Raw genomic sequence first — 13,231 nt, forward strand, 5'->3', positions numbered from 1 at the left:
CCGCCGCAAAGAAAGTAAGCAAAGAAAGCGGGCTTCAAACCGCTAGCCTGTAGGTGTCCACCACTGGCGCGAACACGAAGTGGTCCGCGCACGCGACCCGCCCTCGCACCATTCGCCCTAGTGACAAGGCAGTCATCCGTTCCAGCGTTGCGCTGCGCGCTCCGCCGTCGGGCATAACGCCTTCTGCACGTTATGTAGGAATTCGAACGTTTTTGGAGGCGCTCCTTTGCCGGAGTCGTGCCTATCGTTCTTGCCTTGTGTAACAGACACAGGTTTTCACGAAATGGAATCGCACCAGCGCGGTCAGCAGATCTGAGGTGCTTCTCTGTGTCGCTAAGCAGTCGCGACTGCCCGGACCCCTAGCAGGTGTTTTTTCGCCGGCAGACCCATCCGCCGCGCACGCAGTGCGCGGGCGGGATGAATGAGTCCTTTGTCACTAACTGGTGTGGTGCGAGGGCAGATTTTGTGCGCGGACCACTCCGTTATCAAGATGAGTGGTGGACACCTACCGGCTAGCGGTTGGAAGCCCGCTTTCTTTGCTTACTTTCTTTGCGGCGGCAAAGAAAGTAAGTGCCGCCCCGCACAGGGGCGAAGCTAATAGACCGATAAGAATGCAAGGAAAGGCCAACACCGCAAGAGCAACCGCCAAACCAAGGCGCCGCAGGCAAAAACAGACCACCAGGACATCAAGGAAAGGCCAACGCCATAAGAACCCGGACAAGCGCCGCGCAGGCAAAAACCCCAAACCTATACCTGCGCCGCCGGCCGCCCGCGCCGGCCCCGCCGCCCCCTCCCTTCCCACCTAACCCGAATCCGATCCATATAGAGATAAACAACCGGAGTGGTATAAAGCGTAAGCACCTGACTAACAATCAACCCGCCAACAATGGCAATGCCAAGAGGCGCCCGAAGCTCAGCCCCATCCCCATTCCCGAACGCCAACGGCAACGCCCCAAGCAGCGCAGCACAAGTCGTCATCATGATCGGCCGAAACCTCAACAGACACGCCTGGTGAATCGCGTCATAAGACGACAACCCCTGCCGCGAGGCCTCAATCGCAAAATCGATCATCATGATCGCGTTCTTCTTCACGATCCCGATCAGCAGAATCACCCCGATCAACGCAATGATGCTGAACTCCGTCTGAAACAGCATCAACGCCAGCAATGCCCCCACGCCCGCCGAAGGCAACGTCGACAGAATCGTCAACGGATGGATATAGCTCTCGTACAAAATCCCCAGCACGATATACACCGCTGCCAGCGCAGCCAGAATCAGCAACGGCATGTCAGATAACGATTGCTGAAACGCCTGCGCCGTCCCCTGGAAGCTGCCGTGGATTGTCCCCGGCATGCCAATCTCGCCCATCGTGTCGTAAATCGCTTTCGTTGCATCCGACAAGGACTTGCCTGGCGGCAAGTTAAACGAGATCGTCGAGGCCACGAACTGGCTCTGGTGATTCACCGATAGCGGCGTGTTCCCCGGTCCGAAGCTCGCAATCGCCGACAACGGAATCATCGTCTCCTTCGACGTCGATACCGCCGACCCCGATGACGCACTCGACTTGCCGCTCGCCGCCAGCGAATTGATCGCCAGGTTGCGCGCCGAGTCCGATGCAATCGCCGCTGCGCTTGAGGAGGTCGTGCCACCCGTGCCGCCGCTCGAGGCGCTAGTGCTGCTCGTGCTGCTGGTGTTTGCCACCGTCGCCGTTACCGTGCCCACCGTCGCGTTGGTGCTCTGCGTGCCGCTCGCGCTGCCCCCCGACGTGCTGATGTAAATCTGGTTCAGCATGTCCGGGCTTTGCCAGTATTTCGGCGCGACTTCCATCACTACGTGGTACTGGTTCAAAGGGTTGTAAATCGTCGACACCTGGCGCTGCCCGAATGCGTCGTACAGCGTGTTGTCGATCTGCGCCGGCTCGATGTTCAGGCGCGCGGCACTCGCGCGGTCGATCGTCACCATCGATTCCAGGCCGCCTTGCTGCTGGTCGGAATTCACGTCCGCCAGTTCAGGCCGTGCCTGCAGCGCTTCTGTCAGTTTCGGGCCCCACGTATAGAGGTCGGTCGTGGAATCGGCCAGTAACGTGAACTGGTATTGCGCGTTCGATTGCCGGCCGCCCACGCGGATGTCCTGCACGGCCTGCAGGAAGGTGCGCACGCCCGCTACGTTGGAGAGCGGCCCGCGCAGTTGTGCGATCACCTGGTCTGCAGAGAGGCGGCGTCCTGGCTTCTCCTTCAACTGCACGTACATGAAGCCGGAATTGGTCTGGCGTCCTCCGGTGAAGCCGACTACCCCGTCCACCGCAGGGTTTTGACCGACGATCTTCATCATCTCGGAAAACTTGCCTTTCATCGCCTGGAAGGACGTCGACTGGTCGGCCTGGATGCCGCCGACGAGGCGGCCCGTGTCCTGCTGCGGAAAAAAGCCTTTCGGGATGATCACGTAGAGCCAGATGTTGATCCCGATCGTCGCGATCAGCACCAACAGGATCAGCAGCGGATGCCGCAGCGACCAGCCGAGCGTGCGCTCGTAACCACGCTGCATCGCCGCGAAGCCGCGTTCGAGCCAGCGCGCGAAGCGTCCTTCTTCTTCTCGTTCGTGCGGCTCGTTGAGCAGGCGGGAGCACATCATCGGCGTGAGCGTCAACGAGACCAGCAGCGAGACGCCGATCGCCAGTGACAGCGTCAGCGCAAATTCGCGGAACAGCCGCCCAACGATGCCGCCCATCAGCAGGATCGGCAGGAACACGGCGACCAGCGAGATGCTGATCGACACCACCGTGAAGCCGACCTCGCGTGCGCCCAGGAACGCGGCCTTCATGCGCGGCACGCCGTCCTCGATATGCCGTGAGATGTTTTCGAGCACCACGATTGCATCGTCGACCACGAAGCCGGTCGCGATGGTCAACGCCATCAGCGACAGGTTGTCGATCGAAAAACCCATCAGGTACATCGCGGCGAACGTGCCAATGATCGAGATCGGCACCGCGACGCTCGGAATCAGCGTTGCGCGCCAGTTGCGCAGGAACAGGAACACCACCATCACGACCAGCGCCACCGCAATCATCAAGGTGTGTTCGGTATCCTTCAGCGAGGCGCGGATCGTGGTGGAGCGGTCGACCGTCGGGAATACGTCGACATCGGCGGGGAGCGACGCCTTCAGTTGCGGCAGCATTTCCTTGACGCGGTCCACGGTGTCGATGATGTTCGCGCCCGGTTGGCGATACAACAGCACCAGCACCGAGCGCTTGCCGTTGTACAGGCCCAGGTTGCGCAGGTCCTCAACTGAGTCCACCACCTCCGAGACATCCGAGAGGTGCACGGCCGAACCGTTGCGATAGGCAATGATCAGGTCCTTGTACTGCGTGGCTTTGCTCGCCTGGTCGTTGGTGTAGAGCTGGACGTGGGTCGCGCCGAACTCGATCGAACCTTTGGGGCTGTTGGCATTCGCCGCGGCAAGTGCCGCGCGCACGTCTTCGAGGCCGATGCCATAGTGGAACAGCATCTGCGGTTCCAGTTCGACGCGCACCGCCGGATTGGCCGATCCGCTCACATCCACTTCGCCGATCCCATCCACCTGCGAGAGCGATTGCTGCAGCACCGTGGCGGCGGAGTCGTATAGCTGACCGGCTGTCAGCGTATTGGACGTCAGCGCGAGAATCAGGATCGGCGCGTCTGACGGATTGACCTTGTGATACGTCGGATTGCTGCGCAGACTCGCTGGCAAATCGGCGCGTGCGGCGTTGATGGCGGCCTGCACGTCGCGCGCGGCGCCGTCGATGTCGCGGTTCAGGCCGAACTGCAGCGTAATCCGCGACGAGCCCACCGAGCTCTGCGAAGTCATCTCGGTGACGTCGGCAATCGAGCCCAGATGCCGCTCGAGCGGGCTCGCCACACTGGTCGCCACCGTTTCGGGACTCGCGCCCGGCAGTGAGGCCTGCACCGAGATGGTCGGGAAGTCCACTTGCGGCAGGGGCGCGACTGGCAGCTTCGTAAAGGCGAATGCCCCGGCGAGCGCGATGCCGACCGCCAGCAGCGTCGTGGCGACGGGGCGGGCAATGAACGGACGCGACAGATTCATCGCTCAGTTCCCCGCATCCGTGGCGGGCGGCGGTGCGTCGTGGCCGGGATCGTCGTGGTGGAAACGGGCCCGTACGCGTCGCGCCAGCGAGTCGAATCCGAGGTAGATCACTGGTGTCGTGAACAGCGTCAGCAACTGGCTCACGATCAGGCCGCCGGCAATCGCAATCCCGAGCGGACGACGCAGTTCCGAACCCGCGCCGGTGCCGAGCATCAGCGGCAGGGCACCGAGCAGTGCCGCCATGGTCGTCATCAGGATCGGGCGGAAACGTAGCAGACAGGCCTGGTAGATCGCCTCGCGCGGCGGCTTGCCCTGTTCGCGTTCCGCTTCGAGCGCGAAGTCGATCATCATGATGGCGTTCTTCTTCACGATACCGATCAGCAGCACAATGCCGATGATGCCGATGATGTCGAGGTCATGTCCGGTGATCAACAGCGCCAGCAATGCACCGACGCCGGCCGACGGCAGCGTCGAGAGAATCGTGATCGGATGGATGAAGCTCTCGTACAGCACGCCCAGCACGATATACATCGTGACGATTGCCGCGAGAATCAGGAACAGCTCGTTCGCGAGCGACGCCTGAAACGCCAGCGCCGCGCCCTGGAAGCGGGTCTGGAACGAGGCCGGCAGGCCTACGTCCTTCTCTGCCTGATTGATCGCCTTGACGGCCGCACCCAGCGACGCACCCGGCGCGAGGTTGAACGACACGGTGGTGGCCGGGAATTGGCTGAGGTGGGTGACGAGCAACGGCGCAGGCTGCTCGATGAACTTGGCGATGGACGACAACTGCACCTGGCCGGTCGTCGAAGTGGAGGAGGGCAGGTAGATCGCGTTCAGCGAATCGGCGTAGTGCTGGACCTTAGGCTCCGCCTCGAGAATCACGCGGTACTGGTTCGACTGCGTGAAGATCGTCGAGACGATGCGCTGGCCGAACGCGTCGTATAACGCGTTGTCGACGGTGGCCGGTGTAATGCCGTAGCGCGAGGCAGTGGCGCGGTCGATCTGCACAAAGACCGATTCACCGTTCGCCTGCAGGTCAGTGGCGACGTCCGCGAGTTCCGGCGCCTGCTTCAGACGCTCGACCAGCTTGGGCACCCAGCTCGTAAACTCGTTGATGTTCGGATCGGTCAGCATGAACTGATACTGCGTGGGGCTGACCGTCGCATCGATCGTCAGGTCTTGCACCGGTTGCATGAACAGCGACGCGCCGGGAATGTGCGCGACGTCCCTTTGCAGTTGCCGGATCACGTCGCTCGCGGTGTGACTGCGGTCGTCGCGCGGCTTCAGGTTGATCAGCATGCGGCCGCTGTTCAGCGTGATGTTGTTGCCGTCCACGCCGATGAACGACGTCAGGCTCTCCACATCCGGATTCTTCAGGATCTGCGCGGCCAGCTCCTGCTGGCGCTGCTCCATCGATTCGTATGAGACCGACTGCGGCGCCTGGGTAATCGCCTGGATCACGCCGGTGTCCTGAACCGGGAAGAAGCCTTTCGGGATAAAGACGTACAGCACGGCCGTCAGCACCAGCGTGAGCACGGCGACAAACAGCGTGGCGCCCTCGCGGTTCAGCACCCACGTCAGCGCGACGGCATAGCGCGCGATGATGTAATCGATAAAGGCGTGCGCTTTGGTTTCGAAGCGGTGCGCTTCCTTCGGCGGCGTGTGACGCAGCAGCTTCGCGCACATCATCGGCACGAGCGTGAGCGATACGACCGCCGAGATCACGATCGTCACGGCCAGCGTGATGGCGAACTCGTGGAACAGACGTCCCACCACGTCGCCCATGAACAGCAGCGGAATCAGCACGGCGATCAGCGACACCGTCAACGAAATGATCGTGAAGCCGATCTGCTTCGAGCCCTTGAGCGCTGCTTCGAGCGCCGTCTCGCCTTCTTCGACGTAGCGCGCAATGTTCTCGATCATCACGATGGCGTCGTCGACCACGAAGCCGGTCGCGATGGTGAGCGCCATCAACGAGAGGTTGTCGAGCGAGAAACCGCACAGATACATCACTGCCAGCGTGCCGATCAGCGAGAGCGGCACGGACAGGCTCGGGATGATGGTCGCGTAGACATTGGCGAGGAACAGATACATCACCAGCACCACCAGCACCACCGACATCAGCAGTTCGAACTGCACGTCGCGCACCGAGGCGCGGATCGTGGTGGTCCGGTCAGTGACGATCCGCACGTTGAGTGCAGCCGGCAACGACTCCTGCAACTGAGGCAGCAGCGCCTTGATACTGTCGACCACCTGGATCACGTTCGCGCCCGGCTGGCGCTGCACGTTCAGGATGATGGCCGGCGTCGAGTCCACCCACGCGCCGAGCTTGGTGTTTTCCGCGCCCTGCACGATGCTGGCGACATCCGTCAGCATCACCGGCCGGCCGTTCTTGTAGGCGATCACCGCGCTCTTGTAGGCGTCGGCATCAGTCAGCTGGTCGTTAGCGTTGATCGTGTAGGCGCGCGTCGGACCGTCGAAATTGCCCTTCGGCGTATTGACGTTCAGGTTCGAAATGGTGGTGCGCAGATCGTCCAGATTCAGGCCATACGCAGCCAGTGCGCGCGGATTGGCCTGAATCCGTACAGCAGGGCGCTGGCCGCCGGACAGGCTTACGAGACCTACGCCCGCCACCTGCGAGATCTTCTGTGCAAGGCGCGTGTCGGCCAGGTCCTGCACCTGCGTCAAGGGCATGGTGGGCGAAGTGAGCGCGAGCGTGATGATCGGCGCGTCGGCCGGGTTGACCTTGGCGTAGATCGGCGGCGCGGGCAGGTCGGACGGCAGCAGGTTGCCCGCTGCGTTGATGGCGGCCTGAACCTCCTGCTCGGCGATATCGAGCGGCAGGTCGAGGCTGAACTGCAGCGTGATGATCGACGAACCCGCCGAGCTTTGCGACGACATCTGATTCAACGACGGCATCTGTCCGAACTGCCGCTCGAGCGGCGCCGTGACCGAGGATGTCATCACATCCGGACTCGCGCCCGGATAGAAGGTCTGCACCTGGATGGTCGGATAGTCGACTTCCGGCAACGCCGAGAGCGGCAGGAAGTGCAGCGCGACGAGCCCGACCAGCATGATCGCCGCCATCAGAAGGGCGGTGCCGACCGGGCGCAGAATAAAGGCGCGGGATGGATTCATGCGGGTTCAGTCAGCCTTTATTCCGAAGCTTGCGCCGCGTGTCTGTGATGATGCTGGTGCGCGCCAGAAGCACCCCATGGGGCCGACGCACCGTGCGCGCCCGAGGCGCCGCGTCCACCGGAGGCGCCGAGCGGACGGTCGGCCGGAATGGTGATCTTCGCGCCTTCCTTGAGGCGGTCGGAGCCGTCGATCACGATGCGTTCGCCCGCTTGCAGGCCGGAGGCGATGCTGGTGCGTTCACCGTCGACCGGGCCGGTCTTGACCTGGCGCACCGTCACCGTATTGTCGGGCTGCACGACATAGACGAACTGGCCCATCGAACCGTTCAGCACAGCCGAAGTCGGCACGATCACGGCGTCGTGAATCGTATTCATTAGTAGGCGCGCGTTGACGAACTGGTTGGGGAACAGCAGGTTGTCCGGGTTGTTGAACATGGCGCGCAGTTTGAGCGTGCCGGTGGTGGTGTCGATCTGGTTGTCGAGCGTTTCCAGCGCACCGGTTGCGAGCGATGTGGTGTTGCTGCGGTCGTAGGCTGTCACCGACAGCTTGGCGCCCGCTTGCACCTGCTTCATGATCTGCGGCAAGCTGTCTTCGGAGACTGTAAAGATCACGCTGATCGGCTGCAGTTGCGTGATCACGACAAGGCCGTTGGTCAGGTTGGGCGTGACGTAGTTGCCCGGGTCGACCTGGCGCAGACCCACGCGACCCGACACGGGCGCCGTGATGCGCGCGTAGATCAGGTCGAGCTTGTAGGTGTCAATGTTGGCCTGATCCGACTTGACGGTGCCGATGTATTGCTGCACCAGCGACGCCTGCGTGTCGACCTGCTGGCTTGCGATCGAATCCTGCGCAAGCAGTGTCTGATAGCGTTTCAGGTCGAGGCGCGCGGTCTGCAGCAGCGCCTGGTCGCGCGCCAGCGCGCCCTGGGCGTTTTCAAGCGAGATCTGATAGGGACGCGGGTCGATCTGCGCGAGCAGGTCGTCCTTCTTGACCATCTGGCCTTCCTGGAACGCCACCGTTTGCAGCGTACCGCTCAACTGGGTCTGTACGGTCACGGTAGCGAGCGGCGTGACCGTGCCGAGCGCGGTCAGCACCACAGGCATGTCGCCTTGCGTCGCCGTTGCCACGTGCACCGGTTGCGGCTGGTTGGCGAACGCGCCAGCACCACCACGGCCGTGACGGCCACCCCCTTCGCTTTGCGCGCTCGCACCGCCGGCCGGGGCGCCGCCCCACGGATGCCAGCGCCACACCACGATGCCCACGATGACGAGCGCGGCGACGATCAGGCCGATCGTGCGTCCCCGATGCCGTTTGCCACGGCTTCCCGACTGGCTGGTCGCGCCAGACGGCTGCTGAGCCGGGGCGGATGTGCGTGAAGTTTCCGGATGCTTTTGTTGTTCGTCCATCGATTCGATCAGGTGGCTGGCGTGGAGTTAGGCAGGCGTGCGAAATACAACGCAGAGGTTCTGCGCGGGACGACGCGAAACGCGGGAAAAGGATCTTGATGCAAAGCCGTTACGTGACCGTGATTGGGACCGTTGCGAGATCGATACGTGACTGATATGCGATCGTCAGGCGGGTGGTGAAACCTGCCGTATCGAACTCGTTGCTCCTTGTCTGGATGCCGCGGGTCGCACACAGCAAGCTTCGCGAAAGCATGATCCTACGTCCCTGGCTTCGCTACCGTCTAGTGGTGTATTTTTCGATTGGTTACGTGCGTTACACCCCTCGGGTCGCTGCATGTGATACGGGTCTGCAGCGCGCCGGTGGGGCGTCAGGACGATGGTCCCGGGAGCGCGTCAGGTATCGAGGCGTCGTCCTGGCGTGCCGCCAATCTCGAGGGCGATTCTGGCAATGCATTCGAGTAGCAGCGGGGCGGCGCGCGTCATCAGCCAGTCGCGCGGACACTGGTGGGCAGAGCCACCGCAATTGACCGCGTAACGCTCGCCCGATGGGCCGATGAAGCCGGCTGCGATGGCATTCAATCCGTCGTGCCATTCACCGGTTGCAATCGCGAAACCGTGAGCCGCCGTTTCCTGCAGCGCCTGCTGGAGGCGATTGCTAATATGCCCCCAGTCGTCGCCCTCGGCAGCCTGCAATCCCAGCAGCAGTTTCTCGCGCTCGGGTTCCGTCAGCACGGCGAGATAGGCGCGGCCCACGGCGGTGCGGCTCAGGTTCATCCGAGAGCCGACCTCGAGGCGCGACACCAGCACCGCGGAACGCGGTTTGATGGCGTCGATGACGACCATGTCGAGCCGGTCGCGCACCGCCAGATGGACGGACAACGACGTGCGCTCGGCGAGTTCGATCAGGAACGGCCGCGAGCGGGCGCGAATATCGAAGTTGCGCAGAAAGCCGTTGCTTAGCTCCAGTACGGAAGAGGTGAGGACGAAGCGTTCGCTGTCCTGCAGGCGAAACAGAAAACCCGCGCTGACAAGCGTCGCAGTGATGCGCGAAACGGTTGGCTTGGGAATACCGGTGAGTTCGGTCAGTTCACGGTTGCTGAGCGGCGCGTCCGCGGCCGCGATGCAACGCAGCACGGTCAGGCCGCGGGCAAGCGCGGTAACTTCGTCTCCTGAGCCATCTTTCTCTTTGGCGGTCTCGGTACCGCGCGGGGGCTTGGATTCGTGCGTCATCTCATTTTTATGAAACATCATTTCAATTTGCGAACTTGTACTGCCTTGCCGAACCATGGGCGGCAGCACCGAACACGCACCATAACGATGCACGCCGACCCCATTTCATCCGATAATTCATTGTAATAGAAGGACACACTTGACAGATTGCCGATCAGTAAGATTTTGCTTGACTTAGTCAGCATAACCGTAAAAAATGGAATCTCATTTCGAAAGGAAGGCGCGCGCATGGCTTGCGCCCGACGGTTGGGCCGCGCTGCTGTGACAGCAACGCCCGCGCCCGCAAGGCGTTCCGGCATGGAACACCTGCCTGGCGTCAGCCGGCGGCACTTTCGAGTCCCCTCTCTCAGGTTCTAGCACGGCCCTCGGAATGGCTAGAACTTTTTAAGGCGCCACGGCAACGTGGCGCCTTTTTTTTCGTCCACGCAGTAAGGATTGGCGAGTGCACAGACGCGGCCGTAGACGTCCCTTAGGAACGCGGCTCTGCAGTATGCAAGAGGTGTTATGCGCAATGCATTTCACTGCGCGATTGCGGTGGGGAGGCTTGACCGTGCTTGCGTTGACCCAGTACGGCCTAGCGCGACACGAGCGATACCGTTGCGATTCCGAGAATCGTCATTAGCAGAGAAGCTGCGACGTGGATGGCGATCTCGCTGGCGGCCCAGCCGAAGCGTCCCTCCTGCATGCGCTGCACCACCTCGGCGGAGAAGGTGGAGAAGGTGGACAGGCCGCCCATCAATCCGGTGATCACGAACAGGCGCCACTCGGGCGCCAGCCCCGGCCAGCGGCCGAAGAAGGCCACGGCCACGCCGATCACGTATCCGGCAATCACATTAGCGGCAAGGGTGCCGAGAGGGAGAAGGGGAAATACCGCGTTCAGACGGATACCGAGGAACCAGCGGAACAACGAACCCAATGCACCGCCGATACCCACAGCCAAAATGGACCAATACATGGAAGACGCCTGGCAAAGTCGGAATGTCGACAAAACCGGAATGAGCGCAGACGCGGCTGCGTCCGCAGACATCCGGGCAAACAGGCATCATCAGCCCCACGTGGGCGGTTAAGGGAGAATGCCATCTCCAGCGCGCAATTTTATCATTGCCGCGCTCATGTGGGGACAGGTGGGGGCGCCGGGTTCCGCCGGGCCGTTCATGCCACTTGCATGGATTTGTCACGCCCCGCGCGTCTTTCGGGTCTCCCCACGCTGCCTGGTGGCTCGTCGTATTGACGGCCTTTGTCAACTACGCAAAACGCCGACATAATGTACCGTCCCCAGCGCGGCCTGCCGGGCTCTCGAACTACTGCGCGTACGCATGAGACTGACAACCAAAGGGCTGTTGCTGATCGCGATTCCGGCCGTGTTCGAGCTTGCGCTGCTCTCGGCGCTGGTGAAGGCACAGGTGGACACCACGCAGGAAGAGCGCTGGGCAGCCCATAGCGAGGACGTCCTGCGCCAGACCTCGGCGATTCTGGAGCCGGTGTTGCTTGAGTCGGTGCGGCTGCGCGGGGCTGTTCTCAGCAACAGCGTCGACGTTACGACGCCCGTGGCGCTGTGGATGGATATCGACAGGCGCATCGACCAGTTGAACGATCTGGTCGCCGACAATCCGGCCCAGGTCGAGCGCACGGAGCAAATCCGCCAATCGGTGCAGGCTTACCGGCAGTGGTCGGACCGGGTCCAGGACCTGTTGCGCTCGGGGCGCCGGCGTGACGTTGTCGAGCGTTTCAGCGAGCTGGCGAGTACCGACGTGCTCGATCGCTTCCGCGCCCAGGTCGCGGCATTCCAGAACGAAGAACGTCTCCTCGATGTGCAGCGTTCTACGGAGGCCGAAGCGACGCGTGAACGGCAACAGGTGCTGGTACTGGTTGCCGTGCTCGGTTCGCTGCTGTTTGTCGCGCTAGCTGTGTGGCTTTTTACGCGCGGCGTGCGCGGGCGCCTCGCGCTGCTGTCGGACAACGCGGGCCGGCTGGCCAGCAACGAGCCGCTGGCGCCGGTCGACTCCGGCTCCGACGAGGTCGCCCGGCTCGATCAGACGTTGCATGAAACCAGCCGCCGCCTGCTCGAGGCGGAGCGCATCCAGGCGCGCTTCCAGTCCGACCTCGCGCGCCGCGCCAATGAACTGGCGGCCATCAACGAGACGCTGCGTCAGCAGACCCAGGAAAACGAGATGTTCATCTATAGCGTGTCGCACGATCTGCGCGCGCCGCTCGTCAACCTCCAGGGCTTCTCGAAAGAACTGATTCATGCGTGCGACGATCTGCGCGCTGCGGTGCGGCAGTCGTCGCTCACGCCTGAGCGGCGGCAGCATATCGAACGGCTGGTGGACGAAGACATCGGTGAGGCTTTGCATTACCTGCAAACCGCGGTGCTGCGGGCCTCGCATATCATCGACGCGCTGTTGCGGCTCTCGCGCGTTGGACGGGTGGAGTACCGCCGTCAGCAGGTGCGGGTGCGCGATATCGTGCAGCGGGTGATCGACGCGATGCAGGTGTCGATCAGGTCGAAGCGCGCGCGCGTGGTGGTTCATGATCTGCCGTCGGTGTGGGGCGATCCGACCGCGCTTGAGCAGGTGTTCGCGAATCTGGTCGGTAACGCGATCAACTACCTCGATCCGGCGCGTGAAGGACGCGTCGAAATCGGTACGACGCCATCGCCGCCCGGCGTGCATTCGTTGCGCATTTTCTATGTGAGAGACAACGGACTCGGCATTCCGGCCGTCGCGATACCGCGCCTGTTCAACGCTTTTCAGCGCTTGCACGGCAACGTCGCGACCGGCGAGGGGATTGGACTGGCGCTAGTGCGCCGGGTGGTCGAGCGGCACGGGGGCCGCGTATGGGCGGAGTCGACCGAAGGGGTCGGCACGACTTTCTATCTTTCGTTGCCGGAAGCGGAGTTGCGTGCGCCGCGCGAAGAGCCTGAGTTGCTGACGGCCGTCGCGTCGGGACTCAGTATGCGGTGAAGATGCGACGCGGCTTCAGTAGCTTGCTGCCGCGAATCGACCAGTAACAGCCAAACGCGATCAGCACGAGCGCGCCCACGATAATCGTGTGGGGTGCCGGGCGCATGCCCAGCAGGCCATCCAGTGCGAACAGGCCGCGCACCAGAATCAGCACCGCAGCCCACAATGACAGCGCGGCTTGCACGAGCAGGCGTGTCGCGGTGAAGCGGCGTGCCCGGTTCTCGAGCGACCAGCGCGCGGGTGCGCGGCGGCAGTAGAAGGCAATCGCAAAGAGGGCGACTGCGAGAATGACGATCCAGTCGGTCAGTTCCATCGAAAGGGGCTCCAAAGTCAACCGTCGACTATAGGAAAGCCATTCGTTTCGAACTATCGGACTAGTCTCAAACGCATTGGCGTATCCAATACGAGAGTCTG

Annotated in this window: 8 protein-coding genes and 1 riboswitch; of the genes, 1 reads left to right on the forward strand and 7 read right to left on the reverse strand. The window is 62.6% G+C overall.

Going from position 1 to position 13,231, the window contains the following annotated elements:
* Positions 1-747: 747 nt before the first annotated feature.
* The 6 genes from P3T20_RS18750 to crcB form a co-directional block, all read right to left on the reverse strand.
* A complete protein-coding gene (locus tag P3T20_RS18750) occupies positions 748-4,080 on the reverse strand; it encodes an efflux RND transporter permease subunit (protein WP_074265016.1) in 3,333 nt (1,110 codons plus the stop codon).
* Positions 4,081-4,083: 3 nt separating this feature from the next.
* Positions 4,084-7,218 carry an MdtB/MuxB family multidrug efflux RND transporter permease subunit gene (locus tag P3T20_RS18755; RefSeq protein WP_429287521.1) on the reverse strand — a complete coding sequence of 1,045 codons (3,135 nt, stop codon included), beginning with the start codon at positions 7,216-7,218 and terminating at the stop codon, positions 4,084-4,086.
* Between the two features lie 17 nt (positions 7,219-7,235).
* On the reverse strand, positions 7,236-8,624 hold the full coding sequence (locus P3T20_RS18760; RefSeq protein WP_429287522.1) for an MdtA/MuxA family multidrug efflux RND transporter periplasmic adaptor subunit: 1,389 nt from the start codon (positions 8,622-8,624) through the stop codon (positions 7,236-7,238).
* Positions 8,625-8,733: 109 nt separating this feature from the next.
* Positions 8,734-8,877, reverse strand: coding sequence for a hypothetical protein (locus P3T20_RS18765; RefSeq protein WP_429287523.1), 144 nt, complete (start codon positions 8,875-8,877; stop codon positions 8,734-8,736).
* A gap of 140 nt (positions 8,878-9,017) precedes the next feature.
* On the reverse strand, positions 9,018-9,854 hold the full coding sequence (locus P3T20_RS18770) for an IclR family transcriptional regulator (RefSeq protein ID WP_429287524.1): 837 nt from the start codon (positions 9,852-9,854) through the stop codon (positions 9,018-9,020).
* Between the two features lie 574 nt (positions 9,855-10,428).
* Positions 10,429-10,809 (reverse strand): fluoride efflux transporter CrcB, encoded by a 381-nt coding sequence (gene crcB / locus P3T20_RS18775; RefSeq protein WP_074265013.1) that lies wholly within the window; start codon positions 10,807-10,809, stop codon positions 10,429-10,431.
* A gap of 74 nt (positions 10,810-10,883) precedes the next feature.
* Positions 10,884-10,947: riboswitch (Fluoride riboswitch) on the reverse strand.
* Between the two features lie 223 nt (positions 10,948-11,170).
* On the opposite strand from crcB, the gene P3T20_RS18780 reads away from it, so the two are divergent.
* Complete coding sequence (locus P3T20_RS18780; RefSeq protein ID WP_429287525.1) at positions 11,171-12,817, forward strand: sensor histidine kinase; 1,647 nt, start codon at positions 11,171-11,173, stop codon at positions 12,815-12,817.
* Here the strand turns inward: P3T20_RS18780 and P3T20_RS18785 are convergent.
* Entirely contained in the window at positions 12,804-13,130 is a 327-nt protein-coding gene (locus P3T20_RS18785) for a hypothetical protein (RefSeq protein WP_074265011.1), read from the reverse strand. The genes P3T20_RS18780 and P3T20_RS18785 overlap by 14 nt on opposite strands.
* Between the last annotated feature and the right edge of the window lie 101 nt (positions 13,131-13,231).

The organism is Paraburkholderia sp. GAS206C, assembly GCF_050435645.1.
Classification (GTDB): domain Bacteria; phylum Pseudomonadota; class Gammaproteobacteria; order Burkholderiales; family Burkholderiaceae; genus Paraburkholderia; species Paraburkholderia phenazinium_B.